Raw genomic sequence first — 23,616 nt, forward strand, 5'->3', positions numbered from 1 at the left:
CGACAACGGTTTTCGCTCGAAAGGTGCCTAGCCACATGCTGCGTCGTCGCCGCTCTGAGCGTGAGAAGCGCGTCCCGCGCCCGCCGGAGCCGCACGAGTCCGGTGCGACGCCTCCGGACATCCCCGCCGACCTGGTGCCGAAGCACATCGCGATCGTGATGGACGGCAACGGCCGTTGGGCGAACCAGCGCGGGCTGTCGCGGGTGGAGGGCCACAAGCGCGGTGAGCAGGTCGTGCTCGACGTCGCGAAGGGCTCCATCGAGCTGGGCGTGAAGTGGCTCTCGCTCTACGCCTTCTCCACGGAGAACTGGAAGCGCAGCCCAGAAGAGGTCCGCTTCCTGATGAACTTCAACCGCGACGTGATCGCGCGCCGCACCGACGAGCTCGACGAGATGGGTGTCCGCATCCACTGGGCCGGCCGCTCGCCGAAGCTGTGGGGCAGCGTCATCAAGCAGTTGCAGGAGGCCGAGGTCCGCACGGCCGACAACGACGTGCTGAACCTCGTGATGTGCGTGAACTACGGCGGCCGCGCGGAGATCGGCGACGCCGCCCGCGAGGTCGCGCGCCTGGTCGCCGCCGGGAAGATCAACCCGGACAAGGTCGACGAGCGCACCCTCGCGAAGTACCTGTACAAGCCGGAGATGCCGGACGTCGACCTGTTCATCAGGCCGTCCGGTGAGCAGCGGATCTCGAACTTCCTGCTGTGGCAGTCCGCGTACGCCGAGATGGTCTACCAGGACATCCTGTGGCCCGACTTCGACCGCCGCGACCTGTGGCGCGCCTGCGAGAAGTTCGCGGGGCGCGACCGGCGCTTCGGCGGTGCCGTCGACAAACCCGGTGAGGAGGCGGTGTCGTCGTGAACGCGAGTGGTGAGGCCCTGGAGGCCGCGCGCAAGGCGTTGGAGCTGTTCCACGACGTGTCGGTGGACGACGACGGCGCGCTGAGCTTCCGCCACGGCGACGTGCCGTGCGCGGTGCAGGGCATGGAACTGGCCGAAGGCCTGACCGTTCTCTCGCTGACGGTCGTCGTCGCGTGGGACCTGCCGACCGAGGCGGCGGGGTGGGTTGCCGAACGCGCTGGTCAGGGCCTGTTCGGCACGCTCGGCGTGATCCACTCCGAACGCGGCACGGACGTCATGCTGCGCTACGCCTTCCCGGCCGACGGCCTCAAGCCGGAGCCGTTGAGCACGCTGCTCATGCTGGTCGTGTCGACCGCGTCGCAGGTGCGCGGCGAGCTCCTCTCCCGGTTTTCTTGAGAAAGGACCCTTCCATGGGTGGCGTGATCATTTACGAGCCGGAAGAGGACTCGGACGTCAACGAGTTCCCGTGGACCGTCACGTTCGAGCCTTCGGGCGGCGACGACTGGGACTCGTTCATCTGCGGCCCGTACGAGCGTGACCACGCCGTCGCGCTGGCCGAGGCGGTGGCACTGGACGACGCCGAGGGCGGCGTGCTGGCCATCGTGAAGCCGATGCTGCCCGCGCTGTCGGCCGACGACGTCACCGCCACGATCGAGGAGCTGCGCGAAGCCGCCCTCGAGGAAGAGGCCGACGACGAGGAGACCGTCAACGGCACGCCCGTCGACTTCGACGACGACGACCTCGAAGAGGAGGACGCGGAGTTCGACGAGCCGCCCTCGCCCGAGGAGATCCGCGAGGGCATGGCGCGGCAGTACCGCCGCCTGCTGGACCTGGACGCGGACGCGGAATGACGATCACCGGCGAGATCCGCTCGTCGAGGCGGCGCTCGGGCCCGCCTCGGCTGAAGATCACGTCGTTGGAGGTGCTGTGCGGGATCCTCGTTCTCGCACTGCTCTTCCAGTCCACGCTCGTTGATCTTCTCGACGTGCCGAAGCTGCGCACGGCGTCGACCGTGTTCGTGGCGATCTGCGTGCAGGCGATGCCGTTCCTCGTGCTGGGCGTGCTGATCTCGGGCGCCATCGCGGCGTTCGTGCCGGCCTCGGCCCTGCGCAAGCTGTTGCCGGCCAAGACCGCGCTCGCCGTGCCCGTGGCCGGTGTCGCGGGCATCGCGTTGCCGGGCTGCGAGTGCGCCTCGGTGCCGGTGGCCAAGCGGCTCATGCAGCAGGGCGTCGCCCCGGCCGTGGCGCTGACGTTCCTGCTGGCCGCCCCCGCCGTGAACCCGATCGTGCTGGTGTCGACCGCCGTGGCGTTCAACGACACCCCGATGATGGTCGTCGCGCGGTTCGTCGGCTCGCTGCTGACCGCGATGGTCATGGGCTGGCTGTGGGTCCGTTTCGGCAAGATGGAGTGGATCGCCGAACGCGCGCTGGCGAAGCTGGGAGACAACTCCGGCAGGTCCAAGTGGGCCGTCTTCGCCGAGAGCGCGCGGCACGACCTCGTCGACGCCGGCGGGTTCCTGGTGCTGGGCGGGCTGTTCGCGGCGGCGTTCAAGACGTTCGTGCCGGTCGCGTGGATGCAGACGCTCGGCGGCCAGATCGTGCTGGGCGTCCTCGTGATGGCCGTGCTCGCGGTCGTGCTGGCGCTGTGCTCGGAGGCGGACGCGTTCGTCGCGGTCGCGTTCTCCGCACTGCCGCTGTTGCCGCGCCTGGTGTTCCTCGTCGTCGGCCCCGCCGTCGACGTGAAGCTGATCGCGCTGCAGGCCGGTGCGTTCGGCAAGGCCTTCGCCTTCCGCTTCGCACCCGCTACCTTCGTGGTGGCGATCTTGTGCGCTGTCGTGAGCGGAGTGGTGCTGCTGTGAGGCGGGAAACCCAGAACATCCTGCTGGTCCTGCTCGGCGGAGCGCTGCTGAAGATCAGCTTCTCCGGGCTCTACCTCAGGTACGTGCAGAAGAGCCTGCTGCCGCTGCTGATCGCGGCCGGTGTGATCATGATCGGCCTCGCGCTGTTCGCGATCGTCCAGGACATCCGCCGCGGCAAGGCGGCCGAGGAGCACGACCACGAGCACTCGCACTCGTCGCGCTCGACGTGGCTGATGCTGCTGCCGGTGCTGGCGGTGTTCCTGATCTCGCCCCCGGCGCTCGGCGGCGACGTCGTGAACTCGGCCGCCGACACGAACCAGACGCAGCGCTCCCGCAACCTGCTGGGCGAGCTGCCGTCCGGGGACGTCATCCCGTTGTCCATGACGGAGTTCGTGACGCGCACGGCGTGGGATGAGTCCGGCACGCTGGACGGCCGCAGGGTGAAGCTGACCGGCTTCCTGCTGCGCGCCAACGGCGACACCTACGTCGCACGGCTCGCGATCTCGTGCTGCGCCGCCGACGCCCGTCCGCTGAAGGTGCGGGTGACCGGGGACGTGCCGTCGCTGCCCGACGAGCAGTGGGTCGAGGTGACCGGCAAGGTCGTGCCGAAGTCGGCGAACGAGCAGAACTCCTGGGTGCCGAGCTTCACCGTGGAGTCGTTCACGCCCGTGGCCGAGCCGGTCGAGCCCTACGAGTCCTGACCTGGGTACGCCGACGGGCAAGGCCGACTTGCCCACCGGCGTGTCGCATCACGCCACGCCGTTCCCGATGCGCACGCGGGGCCCTTTCGTACTGTGTGACAGTACGAAAGGGCCCCGCGTGCGATGAGGTGAGCGGTGGGGAGGGCGGGTTACTTGAGGCCTTTGGCCGTGCACTCCGCGCACGTTCCGAAGATCTCGACGGTGTGACTGACCTGCGAGAACCCGTTCTCGGCCGCCACCCGGTCCGCCCACTTCTCGACGGCGGGGCCCTCCACCTCGACCGTGCGGCCGCAGTGGCGGCACACGAGGTGATGGTGGTGGTGCGCCGAGCAACGGCGGTAGATCGCCTCGCCCGAGTCGGTGCGCAGGACGTCGACCTGGCCGGCGTCCGCGAGGGACTGCAGGGTGCGGTAGACCGTGGTCAGGCCGATGCCCTCGCCTCGACGGCGCAGTTCCTCGTGCAGTTCCTGGGCGCTGCGGAAGTCGTCGAGCTGGTCGAGCAGGTTCGACACCGCGGTGCGCTGCTTGGTGGACCTCAGTCCGGTCACAACTTCTCCTCGACGTGCGTCACAGCGTCCACCACGATGTGCGCCAGGTGTTCGTCCACCAGCCGGTACACGACCTCGCGGCCGTGTCTTTCCCCGTGCACCACGCCCGCCGACTTCAGCACGCGCAGGTGCTGACTGATCAGCGGCTGCGCGACTCCCAGCGCCTCGACCAGTTCGTGCACGCAGCGGTCGTGTTCCCGCAGTTGCAGCACGATGGCGATGCGGACCGGTGCGGCCAGCGCGCGCAGCAGGTCGCCGGCCTCGGCGAGGGTGTGCGCGGAACGGGGTGGCGCGGGCGCGGGGGCCGCGCGTTCGGGGGAGTGCTCGCCGTGCAGTTGGACGGTCATGGCGGCGCACCTCACCTGGTAGGGATTTTCACAATCAATTCTACGGTGATGATGAGCAGTACGAGCAGGACCACCACGCGCAATGTGCGGTGAGCTGGGGAAAGAACCTTCCACGTGGCTACCAGGAGCACCGCGGCGCCTGCGATCAGCACACCGAGCAGCACCGCGCCGAGGGTGCCGCCCACCAGAACGCCCGTGATGAACAGACCGAGCACGAGCACGAACGCCACGACGGGGCGGACGCGCGCGAGTGGGCCGTCGCCGGGCAGCAGAGGGCGCTTGGAGGTCACCGTGCCATCCTTGCACCGTGCTGCTGGTGTGCCGATTCCGCGTATCCGACCCCGAGACGTTCACCTCGCGCGTCGAGCAGGCCCTGAGGCTGCTGACGGCTCAGCCCGGCTGCCGCAAGGGCACGCTGGCGCGGTCGACCGACGAGGACGACCGCTGGGTGCTGACGGTCGAGTTCGAGTCCGTGGTGGCCTATCGGCGTGCGATGTCGCCGTTCCCCGTGCGCGAACACGTCATCCCGCTGCTGTCCGAGGCGCTGACCGACGAGCCCGCGATGTACGAGCCGACGCTGACCAGCACCGGCGGCGAGGTCGAGAAGCACACGAGCGTGCTCGCCGAGGACGCTTTCACGGTGCGGCTCGGCGAGGCGGCGGGACCGGCTACCCCTCGCTAGCGATCTTCGTCATCTCCGCGAGGAACTCCTCGTCGGACCCGTCCGGCAGCAGTTCCAGCGCCCTGCGCGCGGCCTGGGAGGCCTCGGTGGTGCGGCCGAGCAGGTGCAGCGTCTTGGCCTTGCCGTACGCGGCGTAGGGCGCGGGCGTCTTGTCGAACGCCTCCAGGGCGTCCTCGTAGCGCTCGTTCTCGAAGTAGTACCAGCCGAGGTTGTTGTAGAGCGGTCCGAGCCAGTGCGTGAGGTTCGGGTGCTCCTCGATCACCTCGAGGCCGACCTGCGTCCACTTCTCCGGGTCGTCGACCAGCGCGACCATGTGCGCGGCGTCCGCGGCGAACCACAGCGCGCCGCTCTTCTTCGCCAGCACGAAAGCCGCCACGAACAACGGTTGCGCGGCCTCCGGATCGCCGCCGGAACGGTGCAGCCTGCCGCGCTCCAGCAACGCGCGCACGCGGCCCACCGAGTCGGGCGAGACCAGCGTCTCCGCCTGGTCGATCAACGCGTGACCTGCGGCGAAGTCGTCCCGCAGACCCTCGACCCTGGCGAGCTGCGTCAGCACCTCCGCACGCCCGTCGTCGGTCGCCTCGTCGTCCAGCGCCGCGCGCAACCGCGTCTCGGTGCCGCCGAGGTCGGCGAAGTCCCACAGCTCTCGCAGCCGGTCTTCCATCCGTGCAGGGTAAGGCTCCGGTCGCCCGTTCGGGGCGTGACGTGACGGGCTAGGCTTGAGTCCCCGATTCTCATTCGCCCGATGGAGTTCCCCTTGCCCGCCGATCGCATCGAGACCGTTGTCAGCCTCTGCAAGCGCAGGGGGTTCGTCTACCCGTGCGGGGAGATCTACGGCGGTACCCGCTCGGCATGGGACTACGGGCCTCTCGGTGTCGAGCTCAAGGACAACATCAAGCGCCAGTGGTGGAACTTCATGGTCCGCGGCCGCGAGGACGTCGTGGGCCTGGACTCGTCGGTGATCCTGCCGCGTGACGTGTGGGTCGCCTCCGGTCACGTCGAGGCGTTCGTCGACCCGCTCGTCGAGTGCGAGTCGTGCCACAAGCGGTTCCGCGCGGACACGTTGTCGGAGGAGTACGCGGAGCGCACCGGCAAGGAGGTCGCCGAGGGCGACGTCTCCGACGTGCCGTGCCCGAACTGCGGTGTGCGCGGCACCTACACCGAGCCGAAGATGTTCAACGGCCTGCTCAAGACGCACCTCGGTCCGATCGAGACCGAGGAGGGCCTGCACTACCTGCGCCCCGAGACCGCGCAGGGCATCTTCACGAACTTCCTGAACGTGCAGACGACGTCGCGCAAGAAGCCGCCGTTCGGCATCGGCCAGATCGGCAAGTCCTTCCGCAACGAGATCACGCCGGGCAACTTCATCTTCCGCACCCGCGAGTTCGAGCAGATGGAGATGGAGTTCTTCGTCGAGCCCGGCACGGACGAAGAGTGGCACCAGTACTGGATCGACGAGCGCACCCGCTGGTACACGGACCTGGGCATCTCCAAGGAGAACCTGCGTCACTACGAGCACCCCAAGGAGAAGCTGTCGCACTACTCGAAGCGGACGGTCGACGTCGAGTACCGCTTCCAGTTCGGCGGCCAGGAGTGGGGTGAGCTCGAGGGCATCGCGAACCGCACCGACTTCGACCTCACGACGCACTCGAACCACTCGGGTGTCGACCTGTCGTACTTCGACCAGGCGACGAACTCGCGCTTCAAGCCGTTCGTCATCGAGCCCGCAGCCGGTGTCGGCCGCCCGATGATGGCGTTCCTGCTGGAGGCCTACACCGAGGACGAGGCCCCCAACGCCAAGGGCGGTGTGGACAAGCGCGTCGTGCTGAAGCTCGACCGCCGTCTCGCCCCGGTCAAGGTCGCCGTGCTCCCGTTGTCGCGCAACGCCGACCTGTCGCCCAAGGCCCGCGACCTCGCGACGGCCCTGCGCCGCAACTGGAACGTCGACTTCGACGACGCCGGCGCCATCGGCCGCCGCTACCGCCGCCAGGACGAGATCGGCACGCCGTTCTGCGTGACGGTCGACTTCGACACGCTCACCGACCTCGCCGTGACGGTGCGCGAGCGCGACACGATGTCGCAGGAGCGCGTGGCGATGGACCAGCTGGAGTCGTACCTCGCGGCGCGCCTCGTCGGCTGCTGATCCGCTGCACCTCTGTTCGGGCCCGGTGTGCGCACCGGGCCCGAATTCGTTTTTGAAGGCAACATCTCGGCGCCCTGAAGTGTGATGGGTGCATGGGGGAACAACGACTGAGACGGACCGGCGCCCTGCTCACCGGGGCTGGGGTCGCGCTGCTGGCCGGAATGGTCGTGGTGGCGCTGACCATTCCGGTGACCGGGTACGCCTCCGTGCAGGTGTGGGTGGGTGTGGCCGCGGTGGCGCTCGGGCCGTGCTGGACGGGCCTGGTGTTCCTGCGGTCGTCGCGGCACCAGGTGCTCAAGCGCCTCGGTCTCCCGTTCGGCGCCTCGCTGGTGCTGGCCGCGATCGCGGGGTTCTCCGTCCGGGACCACTACGTGGGGCACCCGGCGGTGCCGGTCACCGTCTCCGCGGTGGCCTACGGCGTGATCGCCTTCGGGGCGGTGCTGCTGACGGTGCTGGCGGCCAAGGTGATCGAGCCGATGCTCACCCTCGACGACCGGTCGGTGGACGTCCGCGACCTGCACACGTGGGGCAAGCGCGTCGCCGTGCTCGGTGTCCTGCTCGCCGTGGGGCTCGTGGCGACCTCGGTGTCGGGCGTTCTGCTGTACGGGGTGATGGCGGCCGGCTGCGCGGTCGCCGCCGGTGTGGTGCTGATCAGGGTGCGCGATCTGCGCGCCGGTCATCGGAGTCGTGTGCTGGTGACCGTGCTGCTCGTGGTCGCGATGTTCTCCTTGGTGATGGCGTGGCCGGTCGTGTACGGCATGTTCGCCTCGTCGGTGATCGGTGCCGTCCTGTTCGCGGTCCAGATCATCGCCGCGCTGTTCGCCGTCGCCCTGGCCGCCGTCAAACTCGCCCGCTTCCTCGGCCGGTACGGCGTGTTGCCGCCGACCCGCCACCGGCCGGACTCTGGAGTGGCCCGATGAGCCCGCAACAGATCAGGCAGCACGGTGTCGTGCTCGTCGCCGCGTCGCCCGGGATGGCGCTCGCGGCGTTCGTGGCGGGGATGACCCTGCCCCTGTTCGACGTCGCCCGTGCCTTCATCGCCGCCGAGGGTGTCGTGTCGGTGGCCGGCGGCATGGGGGCGGGCCTCGTCCTGGCGAGGACGTCCGAGGCGCTCGTTGCAGTGAAACCGTTGCGCGTCTGGATGATGGTCAACGTCGTCGCGGGCACCACCGCCCTGCTGACGCTGTACACGGACCACCCGGAGAAGACCGGGCTGCTGACCAGCCTGAGCTCGGTGGTCTTCACCGTCGCGGTGCTGGCGTCGGTGCTGGGGACCTTCTACGTCCTGCACCAGGCGGAGCAGGGCATCAAGTCGTGGGGCCTGGCCCTGCCGGAACTGCCGAGGTGACCGTGCCGTGGGACGCTCGGCCGGTGATCGTCGCCGGACGGGGTGAGCCCCCTCGGTGGGTTCCGGTACCCGCCGACCGCGTGGAACGGGCCAGGGCACGGCTCGCGTTGACGGGACTGCCCGTCGTCGGCGTGGCGCTGGTGCTCGGGATCGTGCTGGTCGTGGTGGGGCTGAACCTGCCGAGCGCGCGCAATCCGATCAACGTGATCGGCGTGATGACTGCGGGGATCGCCGTGTTCTGCGCGATGTTGTCGGGAGCGAGTGTGCTGAGCGCCCGTTCGTGCGTTCGTGACGGGTACGTCGACGTCAACGGGTCGCGGCTGGTCCGGCGCCTGCTCGGGGTGTGGTGGGGCGCGGCGATCTTCTGCGTGCTGGGCGCCTGGTTCGCCGAGGTGATGACGCTGGGCGGTGACGTGCGGTTCGGCCTGGGGTCGGCCGTCTACCTGGCGCTGCTGGCGGTGGTGCTCGTGCTGGGAGGTGTCGCGTTCTTCGCCACGAGCAACATCCTGGGACGTCTGCGCGTGTAGAAGGCATGACGGGGGAGCGGGGCAGGGGACGCGTGCAGGCTGTGGCGGGGGTGGTGCTCCTCGCCTGGGTGGTGTTGTTCGCCGCGTTCGTCGAGGTGGGAAATCCTCTGGTGCTCCTGGCCACGGCGGTGAGCGGCGGGCTGGTGTGCGCGTGCGCGGTGGCGGGCGGTGTGGTGACGATGCGTCTCACCGACGCGGAGACCGCTGCACGGTTGCGGCACGTGTTCGTGGTGCTGGAAGGCACCGCGATGGCGATCTTCTACCTGTTCTACGGGTTCGCGTTCAGCGTCGAGCCCGTGGGGAGGCCGGGGGACTTCGCGGTCGTGGTCCTGCTGGTGCTGTCGGTGCCGGCACTGGGGGCGCTCACGCTGGTCCTGTGGCGGAGCTACGCGGTGCACAAGATCGTCGTCGACGCCTTCGGGCCGCTCGTGCCGGACTCCGGTGCGGGGGTGCCGGTGCAGCGGATCAGGGTGCTCGGGACCGTGCTCGTGACGGTCGGGCTCGCCCTGGCGGTGTCCGCGATGACGGTGGCGCTCGTGACGCCGATGTACCGGCCCGTGCTGCTGACCGTCGGCTTGTTCGTGACGCTCAGTCCGGTCGTGCTCGGCGTGAGTCTGACGCGGGTGACGGACGTCTACTCCGCGCGGCGCCGCAACGTCGGCAACTACGTCATCGTCCTCGCCGCCTCGGGTTTCGCCGTCTCCGAGTTCGCCTCCGGGGCGGGCGTCGCGGGGGTGTTGTTCGGCGCGCTGGTCTTCGGCGCGGTCGTGCTGCTGGTGATCGCGATCCTCGTGGTGCGCGAGTTCACCGGCGAGTGGGACCGGCCGTGGCGGGAGCCGCGGGGCCGCAAGGTCAGCCCTTGACGCCCAGCTTCGCGAGGACGGCCGCGGCGACGGCGTTGATCGACTGCCTGGCCGTCGTCCAGGAACCGGTCGGGCTCGTGCTGAGCACGGCGACGGCGTAGCGGTTGTCGAGCACGCCCGCGCTGTGCAGGTAGACGTCGCTCGGCAGGTAGTACATCCAGCCCTGCTTGGCGTAGACGCCGGTGACGCCGAGCAGGCCGAACGCCTGGTCGAAGCCGTCGGCGGCGGTGGCGGGGGCCGAGGACAGCGCCGCGACGACCGCGTCGCGCACCGGCGAGCCGAGGATGTAGTGGTAGAGCCGCACCATGTCGTTCGCGGTGATGACGACCTCTCCCCACTGCGACGGGTCGTCCGGGGCGTGCGTGCCGGTGAGACCCGCTGCGGCGGCGACGCGGCCGATGGCGTCCATGCCGTCGAACCTCGTCCACAGCACGTCCATGGCGTTGTCGTCGCTCGCGCTCAACGCACGGTGGATCAGGTCCTGGTCGTCGGCGGACAACTGCTGCTGCAACGCGTCGGTGGCGAGGATCAGCTTCGACAGCGACGCCGAGTAGAACGGCTTGTCGCCCTGCTCCGAGACCACCTGGTCCGTCTGCAGGTCCAGCACCGCGATGCCGACGTCGGACGCGCCGCCCGCAGCCGCCATATCCGATATATCAGCGGCTGATATATCGGATATGGCCGACGACGGACCCGTATCCGATGTGCCCGTATCCGATATATCGGCGTCGCCGGGATCCAGCGATCCTTCGCCGGTATCCAATACATCAGGGCCGCGCGATATATCAGCGGAGGGCTTCCCGTGCGCCTGGCACGGCGACGCCTCCGGGACGACGAACACGGCCGCCACGAGGAAGACGATCAGAGCCCAGCGCACACATCAAAGGTCCGTCTCACAGGAGCCTGGTGTCGAGCTTTTCCTCCTGTGCGGTTGCTGAAGAATCCTCCCTGACCACGATGTATGCCCCGGAGCCCTGGCGTTCCGTCACCGCCTCGACGAGCTCGGTGCCCCGGTAGAGCAGGCCGACGCCGTCGTCGGTGCAGTACGTCGTCGGCAGCACGCCGGCGGCCACCGCGTCGTGGATCTTCGGGCGGCGCTGCTCCTCGGAGTCGTAGTGCACGCCGTTGCCGTAGGGCAGGAAGCCCAGGCCGTTCGTGACGATCCGGAGGTCGGGGCCGAACGAGTCCGTCGCGCCGCCCGTGTGCCAGCAGATCGAGCCCGCAGACACGCCGCTGAGCACCACACCCGCCTCCCACGCCTTGCGGAAGACCGCGCCGAGTCCGTGTACCTCCCACACGGCGAGCAGGTTCGCCACCGAGCCGCCGCCCACCCACACGACGTCGTGGGACAGCACGTAGTCCTCGAGGTCGTCGGTCGGCGGCATCGTGAAGAGGTTCAGGATCGACACGTCGACACCCGCGACCTTGCCCGCCTCCGCCATGTTCGCGTTCATGGCCCGCTGGTCGCCCCCGGCGGTGCCCACGTGGCACAGACGCGGTGTGCGGCCCTGCACGCCGGACAGGTCCAGCGCGAAGTGGATCAGCTTGTTGAACTCGAGGAAGGTCCGGCGCCCTGAGCGCAGACCTCCTGACGTGGCGAGGATGGTGGGCTGCTCAGCAGGCATGACGATGATCCTCGCAGGGGCGTCAACGCGGCATGCGTGCAGTCTGGGAGCATGCATGTTGTGCGGACCACGCCCCTCAAGCCCTTCGCCAGGATTCGCCGGATCGTGTTGCGCCTCGTGTTCGGGGCGCTGGTCATCGGCGTGCTCGTCGGCGGCGGCACGGCGTTCCGCGTGTGGCAGGTCGCCCGCGTGGACGACTGGACGAAGGCCGACATGGCCATCGTCCTCGGCGCCGCGCAGTACAACGGCGTCCCGTCCGACGTGCTCGCGGCCCGGCTGGAGCACGCGCTCGGCCTCTACCAGGAGGGCGTCGTCGGCTACATCGCGACGACCGGGGGCCGTCAGCCCGGTGACAACTTCACCGAGGGCCAGGTCGGCAAGCTCTGGCTGGTCAAGCGCGGTGTGCCGGAGGACAGGGTGCTCCAGGTCGGCGAGGGCGCGGACACGCTCGGCTCCCTGCGCGCCGTCGCATCGGTCGCCAAGGAGCGCGACCTGAAGACCGCCGTCATCGTCAGCGACCCGTGGCACTCGCTGCGCGCCCGCACGATGGCCGAGGACGCGGGTCTGAAGGCGTGGACGTCCCCGACCCGCAGCGGCCCGAACGTGCAGACGCGCGAGACGCAGTGGTTCTACATCAAGCGTGAGACTGGAGCCTTGCTCTACTACCGCCTGATGAAGGCGCACGCCGGCGTGTTCGACGAGCTCAAGCTCCCTAAAATCGGCTGATGGGATACACCGGCCACGACGCGGAGCGCCTGCTCTCCGAAGACCCCAAGACCGCTGTGCTGCCGGGGGCCCGCACCGATACACGCACGCCGTTCTCCCGTGACCGGGCCCGCGTGCTGCACTCCGCGGCGTTGCGCAGGCTCGCGGGCAAGACCCAGGTCGTCGGCCCCGGCGAGGGCTCCGAGGTCACCGGTGTGCCGCGCACGCGTCTCACGCACTCGCTGGAGGTCGCGCAGATCGGCCGCGGCATCGGTGAGGAGCTGGGCTGCGACCCGGACATCGTCGACACGGCCGGTCTCGCGCACGACATCGGGCATCCGCCGTTCGGGCACAACGGCGAGAGGGCGTTGAACGAGCTCGCCGGTCCGTGCGGCGGCTTCGAGGGCAACGCGCAGACGTTCCGCATCCTTGCGCGCCTCGAACCCAAGACCGCGCACGGCCTGAACCTCACACGGGCCGTGCTCGACGCATCGACGAAGTACCCGTGGACGCGCACGCCGGGCATGGTGAAGTTCGGCGTGTACGACGACGACCTCGAAGTTTTCGAGTGGATGCGCGCGGGCGCACCGCAGCGTGAGCGGTGCATCGAGGCGCAGGTGATGGACTGGTCCGACGACGTGGCGTACTCGGTGCACGACGTCGAGGACGGGGTGCTGGCCCACCGCATCAGCCTCGGCGCGCTCGCCCGTCCCGACGAACGGGCCGCCATCGCGTCGCTCGCCGCGAAGACGTTCTCCGACGAGTCCGTCGCGACGCTCGAAGCCACCGCGGAGGACCTGCTGACGCTGCCGGTGATCGCGTACTGGACCGACCACGAGTACGACGGCTCGCTCGGCGCGCAGGTGGCGTTGAAGAACCTCACCAGCGAACTGGTCGGCCGCTTCGCCTCCGCCGCCGTCACCGCGACCCGTGCCGTGCACGGCGACGGGATGCTGACCAGGTACAACGCTTCGCTGGAGGTGCCGAAGCAGGTCGCGGCGGAAGTGGCGCTGCTCAAGGCGATGGCCGTGCGGTACGTGATGAGCGACCCGGCGCGCCTGGCCATGCAGGCGAAACAGCGCGAGCTGATCACCGATCTCGTCGGCCGCCTGTTGGAACGCCCGACGCTGCTCGACCCCGCGTTCCGCCCGGTGTTCGCGGCCGCCTCCTCCCATCCGGCACGGCTTCGCGTCGTCGTCGACCAGGTCGCGCTGCTCACCGACGCCCAGGCCGTGGCCTGGCATCGCGCATCGGCGTAGGTTCGAAGAGATCCGCGCCGAAGTCCGATCCTCGGGGAGAACCTGTGACCGACCAGGCCGACTTCGCCCTCAACGTGCACCGCGTCGCCGTACCTGATCCGTCCGCGAACGCGTGCTGGTCGCCGTTCTCGGTGGCCAGCGCCCTCGCACTGGCCCGAGAGGCCGCCCGCGGCGAGACCCGCGCCGAGCTCGACGGGTTGCTGAAGGACTTCGACGCCTCGGACGCGCTCGACGTCCCCGAACTCGCCGTCGCGAACACGTTGTGGGCCGACGACGATCTGACGATCAACCAGGACTTCTCGCTCGCCGGTTCGGTGCGGCGCACGGCGTTCTCGGACCCCGCGACGGTCCGCAAGCTCGTCAACACCGACGTCGCCGAGACCACCCGCGGTCTCATCACCGAGCTGCTGACCGACCCGCCGCCCGCGGACGCCGCCGCGATCATCGTGAACGCCCTGTACCTCAAGGTCGGCTGGCTCAACCCGTTCGCCGCCTGGGAGACCGCCGCGAAGCCGTTCCACGCGCCCGGCGGCGACGTGGACGTGCCGACGATGAAGGTCACCGAGAAGTTCCGCTACGCCCGCCACGACGGCTGGCAGACGATCGTGCTGCCCGCCGACTCGGGCGTCGAGACCGTGATCCTGCTGCCCGACGAGTCGCTGGACCAGCCGCTGACCCCCTCGTTGTTCACCGCGCAGAACCTCACCCGCCTGGAGCTCTCACTGCCCAAAGTGGACGTGAGGGCGAGGTTCAAGCTCAGGAACACGTTGCGGCAACTGGGAGTCGAGCGCATGTTCGCGCGCGACGCCGACTTCTCCGGACTCTCACCCGACGAGCGGATGTTCGTCGACGACGTGGTCCACGAGGCCGTGCTGCGCCTGGACGAGGAGGGCCTCGAAGGCGCGGCGGCCACCGCGGTCACGTTCCGGACGGTGTCGATCGAGATCCCGGTGGACCCGATCGTGGTGACGGTCGACCGGCCGTTCCTGGTGGCGGTGCGGCACGCGCGGTCCGGTGCCGTCTACTTCCTCGCCCAGGTAGCCCGTCCGTAACCACTTTCGCGGCCATTCGCCCTGATGTGCGGGCGTTTCGCGCGGCGAGATCATGATCATGGCTTTACCGTTCCAGGCATGACCCAGCACGGTGCCGGCGAGCAACTCGTCGTGCTCGCCGCGGCGGGCGCCACGCGGATCACCTGCTTCAGCGGCGTCACCATTCCCGTCCTGCTCAGAACAGAGTGCTACGCGAAGGCGCTGGCAGGGGCGCTGGGCCTCGCCCCGACGCCGGAACTGCAGCGTGACGGCGTGCTGCCGCAGTGCGTGTTCTTCATCCACGAGTACGCCCTGCAGACCGTCGTCGGCGGCAACCGGCTGATGGAGGACCAGGTCCTGCACCTGCTGTTCCACGCGCCGTCGATCCGGATCGTGCCGGCCAGCGCGGGCGGGGCGGCGGCGGTCGGGCTCGACTACGCGCTCATCCAGTACGAACACGAGCCGCCGCTGGTCTACCTCGCGAACTGGACGCTCGCCAGTGACGCCGCGACCGTGGAACGGGCCGTGGCCATCTTCCAGCGCATGCACGCCGTCGCGCTCGACAACGAACGGTCGCGCGACCTGCTCATGGAGTATGTGGCTGTCTACGACCGCTAAGGCGTGTTGCGGCGGAGGAAGAGCCGCATGCCGTCCTCGCCGGGCAGCGCGCACAGCAGCAGCTTGACGTTCTGGTGCCGCACCGGAACCGCACACGAGTCGCCTGCCAGCAGTGTTCCCGCGAGCAGGCCGGCCGACTCGTGGTCGATGTCCAGCACGAAGTCGTTGCTCATGGATGGACCCTATGAGCTGGCCGCCTCGCAACCCAGTCACCCAAAGGTGTTGTCACGTTCCGGCGAGCTGTCTCGTCCACAGGGCATGACGAGGATCAAGGGAATCACGAAGAAGGACGCCGGCCTGCTGCTCAAGGCCGTGTACTGGTTCGCCCGGCGCGAGTTCGGGGCGGTGCCGGAGCCCGTCACGGTGATGGCGCACCACCCGAAACTGCTGATGGCGAGCGCCCGGCACGAGCTGGCGGTCAAGAAGGCGATCCACGGGCCGTTGTTCGAGCTGTGCGTCTACCGGACGGCCGTGAAGCTCGGCTGCTCGTGGTGCGTCGACTTCGGCGCCATGCTGATGAAGCACGGCGGCCTCGACATCGAACGGCTCAAGCACATCGACGAGTACGCCACCTCGCCGCTGTTCACCGACCTCGAACGCAAGGCGCTCGCCTACGCCGACGCGATGACGGAGACGCCCGTCGCCGTCACCGACGAGCAGGTCGCCGAGCTGGAGAAGCTGCTGGGGCACAAGGAACTCGTCGCGCTGACCTACCAGATCGCGCTGGAGAACCAGCGGGCTCGGTTCAACAGCGCGTTCGACATCAAGGACCAGGGCTTCACCAGTGGTGACGCCTGCCGCGTACCGACAAACTAGAGCGGTGGAGAAGATCGCCCTGACGGGTGCGCAGGAGACCATGCTCGCCACGCTGTACGGCCGGGCCCTCGACAGCGAGCGGCCCGCGTCCGTGCTGCACGACGACGAGGCCAAGCGGGCTGTCGACCGCATCGACTACGACTTCGGCAAGACCGGGATGAACACGACGTCGGCGGTCGGCGTCGCCATCCGCGGCAGGGTGCTCGACGACTGGACGCGCGAGTTCCTTCGTGCCAATCCGTCCTGCACGGTGCTGCATCTGGCCTGCGGGCTGGACACTCGCGCGCATCGGATCGAACGGCCGGACACCGTTCGGTGGGTCGACGTCGACATGCCGGACGTCGTCGCGTTGCGGCACAAGCTCTTGCCCACGCCCCAAGGCGACTACCGGCTCGTGGCGTCGTCGGTCACGGAGGACGCATGGCTCGCCGAGGTGCCCGCCGACCGTCCGGTGGTGGCGGTGTTCGAGGGACTCTCGATGTACCTCACGCAGGCGGAGGGCCATGCGTTGATCAGCAGGATCACCAGCCGGTTCGCGAGCGGTGAGCTGCTGTTCGACGTCTACGGCTCGTGGGGGATCAAGCTGCAGAAGCTCGTGCCGGCCGTGCGCAACGCCGGCGCGACCCTGCACTGGGGTGTGGACGATCCGGGCGAGATCGAGGCGTTGCGCCCCGGACTGACCACAGTGGACTCCTGGCGCAGCGTGGACCTGCCGTACCTGGACGCGTTGCCCAGGTCCGGCAGGATCCAGATGAAGGTCGTCAGCGCGATCCCGAAGCTCCGCGACGTCGGGAAGCTGCTGCGACTGCGGTGGTAGGGCTCAGTTGTCGATGACGAAGTCGAACTTGGCGGTGTAGCGGTTGCCCACGAGCGGGCCGAGCTCGACCTCGCACTCGCGGTCGAGGTAGGCGTCGCGCCGGTTCAGGTACGGCACGTTCATCCCGTACGCCCTGAGGTTGTCCGGGAAGAACAGCTGCGTGGTGAGGATCGGGCCGCCCCGCGCCTGCACCTTGACGTGGATGTGCGGGGTGCGGCCGGGATAGTCCTTGGGCACGATCGTCTCCAGCACGTACGCGCCGGAGGCGTTGCTGAACTGGTGGCCGCGCATCTTGAACGTGGTGTTGTCGTACACACCGCGGTCGTCGGCCTGCCAGAAGTCCAGCAGTGCGTTGGGAATCGGCGCGCACTTCATCGTGTAGACGAACCCGGTGATGCTGAGCACGATCCCGGTGACACCGGGCGTGCGCAGGTTCGTGCGCTGCGGGGAGTTCCGCTTGAAGTAGGGACCCTCGATGTTCGACGGGGTGTCGTCGTCATCGACGCAGGTCGGGGTCAGGGGGAGAGGCGCGCTGCGCGCCGTGGTGGTGCCGGCGGCGGTCAGTGCGACCACAGCGGCCGCACCGGTCGCCAGGAACGCCCGGCGTGAAGGGACGTCTTGTTCGGGCATGTTCGAACTCCGGTGGTTGCAACCCGCGGCAGGGGGCTTGGGCTGGACCGGGCCGAACGTTAGTGCCGGAACGATCCCGGCTCCAGTTACGGTCCAGACCAAAACCGCCCGTCAGAACGCCACGTGGGTGAGCTTGTCCGGGTTCGCGATGTCGTAGACCGCCAAGACCTTGCCCTCGTGCACCGTGAACGACGTCACGCGCGCCGTCACGTCGCCGTACGCAGGCATGGCGAAGCCGAGCTCGCCGTTGACGAACACCGGCCGGTGCTCCTCCGGGAAGCCGTACTTGCGGATGAGGCCGAAGAAGAAGCGCGCGACCTTGTCCGCGCCCGTGACCGTCTGGACCGCGGTGCGCACCTTGCCGCCGCCGTCGCCGATCATGACCGCGTCCGGGTGCAGCAGCGCGAGCACGGCGTCGAGATCCCCGTTCGCCATGGCCCGCAGGAACTTCTCCAGCACCTCCTGCTGCTCGGCCAGCGCCGCGCGGGGAGGCGGTTCGGCGTCCGCGACGGCCTTGCGGGCACGGGACGCGTGCTGGCGCGCCGAGGCCTCCGAGACCTGCAGCACCTCGGCGATCTCGTTGAACGGCAAGGAGAACGCGTCGTGCAGCACGAACGCCACGCGCTGGTCCGGCGTCAGCCTGTCGAGCACGACGAGCGCGGCCATCCGCACGCCGTCGGACCGCACGACGCTCTCCAGCGGGTCGTCCTGCGCGCCGGTCGTGAGCAACGGCTCCGGCAGCCACGAGCCGACGTAGGTCTCCCGGCGCACGGCGGCGGAGCGCAGCCGGTCCAGGCAGATGCGGCTCACCACGGTCGTCAGCCAGCCGCGGGCGTCCTGCACGCCCTCGGCCTTGGCGAACCGGGGCCAGGCCTCCTGCACGGCGTCCTCGGCGTCGGCGAGACTGCCGGTCAGCCGGTAGGCGACGCCGATGAGGTGCGTCCGGTGGAGTCCGAAGACGTCAGCGGTGGTCACGCTTGGCAAGTTTGCCAGGGGATTAGACTCGGAGACGTGGCAGGACGCATCAGGGAAAGCGACATCGCATTGGTGCGTGAGCGCAGCCGGATCGACGAGGTCGTCGGTGACCAGGTCTCGCTGAAGCGAGCCGGTGGGGGCGCGCTCAAGGGGTTGTGCCCCTTCCACGACGAGAAGTCGCCGTCGTTCAACGTGCGCCCGTCGCACGGCACCTTCCACTGCTTCGGCTGCGGCGAGGGCGGCGACGTGATCGCCTTCGTGATGAAGGTCGAGCACCTGTCGTTCGTGGAGGCCGTGGAACGGCTCGCGGACCGTGCGGGCATCCAGCTGACCTACGAGGGCGGCGGCGCCACGATCCAGCGCGACCGCGGCACCCGCGGCCGGCTCATCGAGGCGCACAAGGCGGCCGCCGAGTACTACGCCGAGCAGCTCGCGACGCCGGAGGCGCAGCAGGCGCGCGAGTTCCTGGCCGAGCGCGGGTTCGACGAGGCCGCTGCACGCCAGTTCGGCTGCGGGTTCGCGCCCGGCGGCTGGGACAAGCTGACGAAACACCTGCTCGGCCGCGGTTTCGAGCTGCCGGAGCTGATCAAGTCGCAGCTCGTCAAGGAGGGCAAGCAGGGGCCGATCGACCGGTTCCACCGGCGGCTGCTGTGGCCCATCAAGGAGATCAGCGGTGACGTCGTGGGGTTCGGCGCGCGCCGGATCTTCGACGACGACCCGATCCAGGCGAAGTACCTGAACACCAGCGAGTCGATGATCTACAAGAAGTCGCAGGTGCTGTTCGGGCTCGACCAGGCCAAGCGGGAGATCGCCAAGCGCAAGCAGGCCGTCATCGTCGAGGGCTACACCGACGTGATGGCGATGCACCTGGCCGGCGTGCCGACGGCCGTCGCCTCCTGCGGCACGGCGTTCGGCACGGACCACATGAACGTGCTGCGCAGGCTGCTGATCGACGACGACGTGAACGGCGAGGTCATCTTCACCTTCGACGGCGACGAGGCTGGCCAGAAGGCCGCGCTGAAGGCGTTCGACGGGGAGCAGCACTTCTCCGCGCAGACCTACATCGCGGTCGCGCCGGACGGCATGGACCCGTGCGAGCTGCGGCAGTCCAAGGGCGACGTGGCGGTGCGCGACCTGGTGGCGCGGCGCATCCCGTTGATCGAGTTCGCGATCAAGGCCCAGCTCAAGGCCTACGACCTCGACTCGGTGGACGGCCGCGTCGAGGCGCTGAAGAAGATGGTGCCGTTCGTCGCGCAGATCAAGGACAGGGCCAAGCGCGACGGGTACGCGACGCGGCTCGCCTGGTGGGTGGGCTGGGACGACGAGGCGATGGTCGTGCGCCGGGTCCGGCAGGTCTCCGGCGGCAAGACGCCCGTCGTGCCCGCCGCGCGCGTCGACCCGAACCAGATGGCGCTCGGCGTGGAGGTCGACGGCCCGCCCAGGCCGAACCCGCGCGACCCCCGGCTGGTGCCGGAACGCGAGGTGCTCAAGATCGCGCTGCGGCTGCCCGAGTACGCGGGCCCGCTGTACGACTCGCTGCCGGACGAGTCCTTCACGGACCCGGCGTACGTGGCGCTGCACCGGGCGATCCGCGCGGCCGGTGGCGCGTCCTGCGGGCTGGAGGGCTCCGCGTACCTGGAGGCGATCTCGCAGGCGTGTTCGCATGCCTCGGTGCGGTCCGTGATGACCGAGCTCGCCGTGGAACCGTTGGCGGTCAAGCAGAACGACGAGTTCCGCTATGTGTCGATGGTGATCGCGCGGCTGCAGGAGGTGCAGGTCGGCAAGCAGGTCGAGGACGTGAAGTCGCGGTTGCGGCGGCTGTCCCCGATCAAGGACGCCGACGAGTACCGCGCGCTGTGGGGTGACCTGGTGGCGCTGGAGGAGTACCGCAAGGCGCTCCTGCAGCAGAGTGCGGGAGTGCTGTAGTGGGGCTGTTCCGACGGGTGTTCGGCGACGGTGCGCCGGACGGGTTCACCGGTGAGCTGGAGCGCGACGAGACCGTGATCGCGCACGCGCCCGTGCAGACCGGCGGGCACGTCGTGGTGACGTCGCTCGGGCTGTGGGTGCCGGGGGAGTCGCCGCGGCGGATCGGCTGGCACCTGGTCAGCAAGGTGAAGTGGGAGGGCTCGCTGCGGGTGGTCGAGGCCGTCGAGACGTCCACCGAGGGCGCCGTCGTGCTGCTGGAAGACCTTCCCGCGCAACGGTTCGCGCTCGACGACCCGCGTCGTGTGCTGCGCGCGATCAGCCAGCGCGTCGAGGGGTCGATCCGCGTGCGCGAGCGCGTCGAGTCGCCTGGTGTGTGGATTCTGCAGCGCAAGGTTCCCGGCCGTGATGGCGTCGTGTGGCAGGCACGCGGGGACGCCGGCGTGGATCTCGCCGAGGTGCGTTCGGCCGTGGCGACGTTCTCCGAGAGGCTGGCGCGCTAGCAGTACGCGTGTACTGTTAGATGTATGTGGGATCCGGCGCAGTACCTGGCCTTCGCCGATCACCGTGCGAGGCCGTTCTACGAGCTCATGGCGCGCGTGCAGGCTTCCGAGCCTCGCCGCGTGGTGGACGCGGGCTGCGGCCCCGGCAACTTGACCGTGTCGCTGGCCTCGCGGTGGCCCACGGCCGTGATCGAGGCGTTCGACTCGTCCCCGGAGATGGTCGAGGCGGCGCGTGCGGCCGGCGTCGACGCCCGTGTGGACGACGTGACGACGTGGGAACCGTTGCCGGACACCGATGTCGTGGTGTCGAACGCGGTCCTGCAGTGGGTCGCGTCACATCCCTCGATCGTGTCCAAATGGGCGGCGGCACTGCCTTCCGGCGCGTGGCTCGCGTTCCAGGTCCCCGGCAACTACGCGGACGCGTCGCACCGCCTGATCCGCGAGGTGGCCGGAGCGTCGCTGGCGCACGTTTTCCGTGGTGAGAAGCCGGTTCTGGCTCCGGTGGAGTACGCGGACCTGCTCGGTGGGTGCGCGGTCGCGGACGTCTGGGAGACGACGTACGTGCAGCGGCTCTCCGGCCAGGACCCGGTGCTCGAATGGGTGAGCGGCACGGCTTTGCGACCCGTTCGGGCCGCACTGTCCACGGAGGACTGGGACGCCTATGTGGCGGAACTGGCGCCGCGGCTGCGTGAGGCGTACCCGCAGCGAGCCGACGGCACCACCTGGTTCCCGTTCAGGAGGATCTTCGTGGTCGCGCAGGTGTGAGGCCTGTCACGTTCGTGGCGTCACCGGCGGAGTGGTGACCTTGCCGTTGGTCTCCTCCTGGTGGCGCCACGGGGCCTTCTCCGCTGCCTTTCCAGCGGCGTCCGCGGCCAGATCCTTGGCCTGAACTGCGGCTTCGAACGCTTTGTCCTTCGCCTGGGCCGCTGTCTTGCGCACCGTCGGGTTCGCGGTGAACCGGTGCCAGAGGCGCACGATCTGGTCGTAACGCTCCCGGCCGGCCTTCGCGCCGAGCACGTAGCCGATCGCCGCGCCGACCAAGATGCCCTTCATGTGACGTCTCCTCTCGCATCGTGCCTGGTCAAAGCCTGTGGTGCGGCCAAGTGGGGGGTGCCTGCAAAACCCCTTTCCAGGCTCATGTAGAGTTACCCACTGTCAGGAGGAACCAAGCCTGACAAGCTAGAACAACCGAACATTCCCCCATAGCTCAATTGGCAGAGCATGCGACTGTTAATCGCAGGGTTACTGGTTCGAGTCCAGTTGGGGGAGCCACCGCCTAGACCCTAGTCCACCGACTGGGGTCTTTCGCTTTGTACGGGCTTCGGTCAGCTTGGGTCCATGGCCCGCTTCGCGAACCTCCGCCGCATCTCCTCGCTGGACCCGGTCGCCGACCACGAGGAGATCATGCGGATCTCGGCCGGCCTGGAGTTCCCGTGGGACTACCAGAAGTCGCTGGAGATGGCGCTGTTCCGCACGTACTGCGTCCCGACGATCTCGGGCCTGCTGGAACGCACCGGCGAGTTCGAACGCCGCCCGCAGAAGCGCTACGACGACACCGCCGTGCTGATGGCCGAGCTCGTGGAACACGGCTACGACTCCCCGCGCGGTCGTGAGGCGCTCCGCGTCGTCAACCGCCAGCACGGCCGTTACGACATCTCGAACGACGACATGCTCTACGTGCTGTCGACGTTCATCTACGACCCGATCGAGTGGTTGGGACGCTACGGCTGGCGCCCGCTGACGCACAACGAACGGCTCGCGAGCTTCCACTTCTACCGCGCGGTCGGCACCCGCATGGGCATCCGCGACATCCCGGCCGGCTACGACGAGCTCCTGGCCTTCAAGACGGCCTACGAACAGCAGCACTTCGTGTTCGCGCCGTCGAACCGCCGCATCGGCCAGTACACGCTCGACCTGTTCTGCTCGTGGTACCCGTCCGCGGCGCGCCCGGCGGTCGCACGGGCCGTGATCGCCATGCTCGACCCGGCGATGGTGCGCGCGTTCGGCTTCACCGCGCCACCAGAGTGGGTGGGCGCCGCAGGACGGCGTGCGTTGCGGCTGAGGGCTTTCCTGGTGCGCCGGATGCCGGTCCGCAAGGCCCTGAAGCTCACCAGCGCCCCCAACCGCACCTATCCGGGCTACCCGCGCGGCTACCGGCCGTCGGACCTGGGAGCGAGCTCCAGCACGGCCCGCTGACCGTTGAGCACTAAGCCCATCGACTTCAGGAACTCGTTGCCGGGCTTGAAGTCGTCGAGCCGGACGTGCACGCGCGTGACGTCCGGAAAGCGCTCGCGGAGCGCCTGCGCCATCTCCCTGCCGATGCCCCACCGGCGCAGGTCCTTCGGCACGAGGAAGAACCCGATGCTGGCGTGCTGCGGCTGCGGATGGCCGACCACCAGGTCCACGAACCCGATCATGCCCTGGGCCTGCGCGACCAGCAGGTGCTTCTGCTCGAACGCGGCACCCTCCGGCAGCGCGTAGAAGAGACTCTGCACGTCACCGGGCCCGGACGGATGACCGGTGGCGGCCTGGAACCAGTCGTCGCAGTCGGCGAACAGCGCCAGCAGCTCGGGCTCGTCCGCCGGGGTGAAGTCGCGGAGGGTCAGACGCACGTGTCCAGCTTATGTGTCGCTCGCCACGGGGGCCCGCAAGGCCCGTTCGGCGTGATCGGTATCCTCCACCACGCAGCGTGAGCCGGGGGGAAGTAGCTCAGTTGGTCAGAGCAGCGGACTCATAATCCGTCAGGTCGTGGGTTCGAGCCCCACCTTCCCCACAAAACCCCTGTTCAGTGGGGGTGACCTCGTCTTTGCTCAAGATCACCCCCACGCTTTTCCCTCA

32 protein-coding genes and 2 tRNA genes are annotated in these 23,616 nt (G+C 69.1%); 23 read left to right on the forward strand and 11 right to left on the reverse strand.

Annotated features, from left to right (window positions below; translation table 11 throughout):
• Positions 1-35: 35 nt before the first annotated feature.
• From ACSHWB_RS23280 to ACSHWB_RS23300, 5 genes are read left to right on the forward strand one after another with little or no spacing between them, the layout of a single operon-like run.
• Positions 36-860 (forward strand): isoprenyl transferase, encoded by an 825-nt coding sequence (locus tag ACSHWB_RS23280; RefSeq protein WP_439664110.1) that lies wholly within the window; start codon positions 36-38, stop codon positions 858-860.
• Positions 857-1,255, forward strand: coding sequence for a YbjN domain-containing protein (locus ACSHWB_RS23285; RefSeq protein ID WP_439664111.1), 399 nt, complete (start codon positions 857-859; stop codon positions 1,253-1,255). The genes ACSHWB_RS23280 and ACSHWB_RS23285 overlap by 4 nt, the downstream gene beginning before the upstream one ends.
• Positions 1,256-1,278: 23 nt before the next feature.
• A complete protein-coding gene (locus ACSHWB_RS23290; RefSeq protein WP_439664112.1) occupies positions 1,279-1,710 on the forward strand; it encodes a hypothetical protein in 432 nt (143 codons plus the stop codon).
• Complete coding sequence (locus tag ACSHWB_RS23295) at positions 1,707-2,717, forward strand: permease (RefSeq protein WP_439664113.1); 1,011 nt, start codon at positions 1,707-1,709, stop codon at positions 2,715-2,717. The genes ACSHWB_RS23290 and ACSHWB_RS23295 overlap by 4 nt, the downstream gene beginning before the upstream one ends.
• Entirely contained in the window at positions 2,714-3,418 is a 705-nt protein-coding gene (locus ACSHWB_RS23300) for a TIGR03943 family putative permease subunit (RefSeq protein WP_439664114.1), read from the forward strand. The genes ACSHWB_RS23295 and ACSHWB_RS23300 overlap by 4 nt, the downstream gene beginning before the upstream one ends.
• A gap of 149 nt (positions 3,419-3,567) precedes the next feature.
• Here the strand turns inward: ACSHWB_RS23300 and ACSHWB_RS23305 are convergent, their stop codons facing one another.
• From ACSHWB_RS23305 to ACSHWB_RS23315, 3 genes are read right to left on the reverse strand one after another with little or no spacing between them, the layout of a single operon-like run.
• Entirely contained in the window at positions 3,568-3,966 is a 399-nt protein-coding gene (locus tag ACSHWB_RS23305; RefSeq protein WP_191304953.1) for a Fur family transcriptional regulator, read from the reverse strand.
• Entirely contained in the window at positions 3,963-4,313 is a 351-nt protein-coding gene (locus ACSHWB_RS23310) for an ArsR/SmtB family transcription factor (protein ID WP_089950753.1), read from the reverse strand. The genes ACSHWB_RS23305 and ACSHWB_RS23310 overlap by 4 nt, the downstream gene beginning before the upstream one ends.
• 11 nt (positions 4,314-4,324) lie before the next feature.
• Positions 4,325-4,603 (reverse strand): hypothetical protein, encoded by a 279-nt coding sequence (locus ACSHWB_RS23315; protein WP_439664115.1) that lies wholly within the window; start codon positions 4,601-4,603, stop codon positions 4,325-4,327.
• 17 nt (positions 4,604-4,620) lie between these two features.
• Here ACSHWB_RS23315 and ACSHWB_RS23320 point away from each other — a divergent pair, with 17 nt between their 5' ends.
• On the forward strand, positions 4,621-4,995 hold the full coding sequence (locus tag ACSHWB_RS23320) for an antibiotic biosynthesis monooxygenase family protein (RefSeq protein WP_439664116.1): 375 nt from the start codon (positions 4,621-4,623) through the stop codon (positions 4,993-4,995).
• Here the strand turns inward: ACSHWB_RS23320 and ACSHWB_RS23325 are convergent.
• On the reverse strand, positions 4,982-5,659 hold the full coding sequence (locus ACSHWB_RS23325; RefSeq protein ID WP_439664117.1) for a tetratricopeptide repeat protein: 678 nt from the start codon (positions 5,657-5,659) through the stop codon (positions 4,982-4,984). The two genes, ACSHWB_RS23320 and ACSHWB_RS23325, sit on opposite strands and share 14 nt — an antisense overlap.
• Positions 5,660-5,752: 93 nt before the next feature.
• Here ACSHWB_RS23325 and ACSHWB_RS23330 point away from each other — a divergent pair, with 93 nt between their 5' ends.
• From ACSHWB_RS23330 to ACSHWB_RS23350, 5 genes are all read left to right on the forward strand, one after another.
• Positions 5,753-7,138, forward strand: coding sequence for a glycine--tRNA ligase (locus tag ACSHWB_RS23330; RefSeq protein ID WP_189159985.1), 1,386 nt, complete (start codon positions 5,753-5,755; stop codon positions 7,136-7,138).
• Between the two features lie 92 nt (positions 7,139-7,230).
• Positions 7,231-8,058: a hypothetical protein gene (locus ACSHWB_RS23335; RefSeq protein ID WP_439664118.1), complete on the forward strand. Its 828-nt coding sequence runs from the start codon at positions 7,231-7,233 to the stop codon at positions 8,056-8,058.
• Entirely contained in the window at positions 8,055-8,486 is a 432-nt protein-coding gene (locus tag ACSHWB_RS23340) for a hypothetical protein (protein ID WP_439664119.1), read from the forward strand. Before ACSHWB_RS23335 ends, ACSHWB_RS23340 begins: the two co-directional genes overlap by 4 nt.
• 2 nt (positions 8,487-8,488) lie before the next feature.
• Positions 8,489-9,013: a hypothetical protein gene (locus ACSHWB_RS23345; protein WP_439664120.1), complete on the forward strand. Its 525-nt coding sequence runs from the start codon at positions 8,489-8,491 to the stop codon at positions 9,011-9,013.
• Between the two features lie 5 nt (positions 9,014-9,018).
• On the forward strand, positions 9,019-9,876 hold the full coding sequence (locus ACSHWB_RS23350) for a hypothetical protein (RefSeq protein WP_439664121.1): 858 nt from the start codon (positions 9,019-9,021) through the stop codon (positions 9,874-9,876).
• Here the strand turns inward: ACSHWB_RS23350 and ACSHWB_RS23355 are convergent.
• Positions 9,866-10,753: a serine hydrolase gene (locus ACSHWB_RS23355; RefSeq protein WP_439664122.1), complete on the reverse strand. Its 888-nt coding sequence runs from the start codon at positions 10,751-10,753 to the stop codon at positions 9,866-9,868. The genes ACSHWB_RS23350 and ACSHWB_RS23355 overlap by 11 nt on opposite strands.
• Before the next feature lie 16 nt (positions 10,754-10,769).
• The gene (locus tag ACSHWB_RS23360; RefSeq protein WP_439664123.1) at positions 10,770-11,501 is read right to left on the reverse strand and encodes a Type 1 glutamine amidotransferase-like domain-containing protein; all 732 of its coding nucleotides are present in this window, start codon (positions 11,499-11,501) and stop codon (positions 10,770-10,772) included.
• Between the two features lie 60 nt (positions 11,502-11,561).
• Here ACSHWB_RS23360 and ACSHWB_RS23365 point away from each other — a divergent pair, with 60 nt between their 5' ends.
• The 4 genes from ACSHWB_RS23365 to ACSHWB_RS23380 all read left to right on the forward strand — a co-directional run bounded on the left by ACSHWB_RS23365 (position 11,562) and on the right by ACSHWB_RS23380 (position 15,114).
• The gene (locus ACSHWB_RS23365) at positions 11,562-12,227 is read left to right on the forward strand and encodes a YdcF family protein (protein WP_439664124.1); all 666 of its coding nucleotides are present in this window, start codon (positions 11,562-11,564) and stop codon (positions 12,225-12,227) included.
• Complete coding sequence (locus ACSHWB_RS23370; protein ID WP_439664125.1) at positions 12,227-13,465, forward strand: deoxyguanosinetriphosphate triphosphohydrolase; 1,239 nt, start codon at positions 12,227-12,229, stop codon at positions 13,463-13,465. Before ACSHWB_RS23365 ends, ACSHWB_RS23370 begins: the two co-directional genes overlap by 1 nt.
• A gap of 44 nt (positions 13,466-13,509) precedes the next feature.
• The gene (locus tag ACSHWB_RS23375) at positions 13,510-14,517 is read left to right on the forward strand and encodes a serpin family protein (protein ID WP_439664126.1); all 1,008 of its coding nucleotides are present in this window, start codon (positions 13,510-13,512) and stop codon (positions 14,515-14,517) included.
• 78 nt (positions 14,518-14,595) lie between these two features.
• Positions 14,596-15,114, forward strand: a complete 519-nt coding sequence (locus ACSHWB_RS23380) for a Scr1 family TA system antitoxin-like transcriptional regulator (RefSeq protein WP_439664127.1) — start codon at positions 14,596-14,598, stop codon at positions 15,112-15,114.
• Here the strand turns inward: ACSHWB_RS23380 and ACSHWB_RS23385 are convergent.
• Positions 15,111-15,287 carry a hypothetical protein gene (locus tag ACSHWB_RS23385; protein WP_157512840.1) on the reverse strand — a complete coding sequence of 59 codons (177 nt, stop codon included), beginning with the start codon at positions 15,285-15,287 and terminating at the stop codon, positions 15,111-15,113. The two genes, ACSHWB_RS23380 and ACSHWB_RS23385, sit on opposite strands and share 4 nt — an antisense overlap.
• 85 nt (positions 15,288-15,372) lie before the next feature.
• On the opposite strand from ACSHWB_RS23385, the gene ACSHWB_RS23390 reads away from it, so the two are divergent.
• Entirely contained in the window at positions 15,373-15,930 is a 558-nt protein-coding gene (locus tag ACSHWB_RS23390) for a carboxymuconolactone decarboxylase family protein (protein ID WP_439664128.1), read from the forward strand.
• Between the two features lie 4 nt (positions 15,931-15,934).
• Entirely contained in the window at positions 15,935-16,747 is an 813-nt protein-coding gene (locus ACSHWB_RS23395; protein WP_439664129.1) for a class I SAM-dependent methyltransferase, read from the forward strand.
• Positions 16,748-16,750: 3 nt separating this feature from the next.
• Here ACSHWB_RS23395 and ACSHWB_RS23400 read toward each other — a convergent pair whose 3' ends face one another.
• Both ACSHWB_RS23400 and ACSHWB_RS23405 read right to left on the reverse strand, forming a co-directional pair.
• A complete protein-coding gene (locus tag ACSHWB_RS23400; RefSeq protein ID WP_439664130.1) occupies positions 16,751-17,377 on the reverse strand; it encodes a dioxygenase in 627 nt (208 codons plus the stop codon).
• A gap of 111 nt (positions 17,378-17,488) precedes the next feature.
• Positions 17,489-18,361 (reverse strand): sigma-70 family RNA polymerase sigma factor, encoded by an 873-nt coding sequence (locus ACSHWB_RS23405; protein ID WP_439664131.1) that lies wholly within the window; start codon positions 18,359-18,361, stop codon positions 17,489-17,491.
• Positions 18,362-18,388: 27 nt separating this feature from the next.
• Here ACSHWB_RS23405 and dnaG point away from each other — a divergent pair, with 27 nt between their 5' ends.
• The 3 genes from dnaG to ACSHWB_RS23420 are packed head-to-tail and all read left to right on the forward strand — an operon-like array spanning position 18,389 to position 21,543.
• Positions 18,389-20,278: a DNA primase gene (dnaG, locus tag ACSHWB_RS23410; RefSeq protein WP_439664132.1), complete on the forward strand. Its 1,890-nt coding sequence runs from the start codon at positions 18,389-18,391 to the stop codon at positions 20,276-20,278.
• Positions 20,278-20,778, forward strand: a complete 501-nt coding sequence (locus tag ACSHWB_RS23415) for a hypothetical protein (protein WP_439664133.1) — start codon at positions 20,278-20,280, stop codon at positions 20,776-20,778. The genes dnaG and ACSHWB_RS23415 overlap by 1 nt, the downstream gene beginning before the upstream one ends.
• 24 nt (positions 20,779-20,802) lie before the next feature.
• Positions 20,803-21,543 (forward strand): trans-aconitate 2-methyltransferase, encoded by a 741-nt coding sequence (locus tag ACSHWB_RS23420; protein WP_439664134.1) that lies wholly within the window; start codon positions 20,803-20,805, stop codon positions 21,541-21,543.
• A gap of 6 nt (positions 21,544-21,549) precedes the next feature.
• Here ACSHWB_RS23420 and ACSHWB_RS23425 read toward each other — a convergent pair whose 3' ends face one another.
• A complete protein-coding gene (locus tag ACSHWB_RS23425) occupies positions 21,550-21,831 on the reverse strand; it encodes a hypothetical protein (protein WP_439664135.1) in 282 nt (93 codons plus the stop codon).
• Positions 21,832-21,974: 143 nt separating this feature from the next.
• Here ACSHWB_RS23425 and ACSHWB_RS23430 point away from each other — a divergent pair.
• Positions 21,975-22,050, forward strand: a tRNA-Asn gene (locus tag ACSHWB_RS23430).
• 66 nt (positions 22,051-22,116) lie between these two features.
• On the forward strand, positions 22,117-22,974 hold the full coding sequence (locus ACSHWB_RS23435; protein WP_439664136.1) for an oxygenase MpaB family protein: 858 nt from the start codon (positions 22,117-22,119) through the stop codon (positions 22,972-22,974).
• Here ACSHWB_RS23435 and ACSHWB_RS23440 read toward each other — a convergent pair.
• On the reverse strand, positions 22,929-23,390 hold the full coding sequence (locus ACSHWB_RS23440; protein ID WP_439664137.1) for a GNAT family N-acetyltransferase: 462 nt from the start codon (positions 23,388-23,390) through the stop codon (positions 22,929-22,931). The two genes, ACSHWB_RS23435 and ACSHWB_RS23440, sit on opposite strands and share 46 nt — an antisense overlap.
• Positions 23,391-23,476: 86 nt before the next feature.
• Between ACSHWB_RS23440 and ACSHWB_RS23445 the strand changes: the two genes are divergently transcribed.
• Positions 23,477-23,551, forward strand: a tRNA-Ile gene (locus ACSHWB_RS23445).
• The last annotated feature ends 65 nt before the right edge of the window (positions 23,552-23,616 follow it).

This window comes from Lentzea sp. HUAS TT2, from assembly GCF_051853195.1.
Classification (GTDB): Bacteria; Actinomycetota; Actinomycetes; order Mycobacteriales; family Pseudonocardiaceae; genus Lentzea.